Source organism: Bradyrhizobium sp. 23AC (genome assembly GCF_054863025.1).
Map to the genome: position 1 here is coordinate 1 of NZ_JAVAYN010000150.1, position 273 is coordinate 273.

The 273-nt window shown below is 68.1% G+C and carries 1 pseudogene; it reads left to right on the forward strand.

Going from position 1 to position 273, the window contains the following annotated elements:
• Positions 1-273 (forward strand): annotated as a pseudogene (locus tag RAD10_RS41865) (ATP-dependent chaperone ClpB); the annotation flags it as partial.

Genomic DNA, 273 nt, shown 5'->3' on the forward strand with positions numbered 1-273 from the left:
GCCCCGAATTCCTGAACCGCTTGGACGAGATCGTGCTGTTCCACCGGCTGGGCCAGGCGGAGATGGCGCCGATCGTCGACATCCAGGTGCAGCGCATCGCGACGCTGCTCGGCGAACGCAAGGTTGCGCTGGAGCTGACCGATGCCGCGCGCGCGTGGTTGGGCCGCGTTGGCTATGATCCGGTGTACGGCGCGCGCCCCCTGAAGCGCGCGGTGCAGCGCTATTTGCAGGACCCGCTCGCCGACCTGATCCTGCGCGGAAGCGTGAAGGATG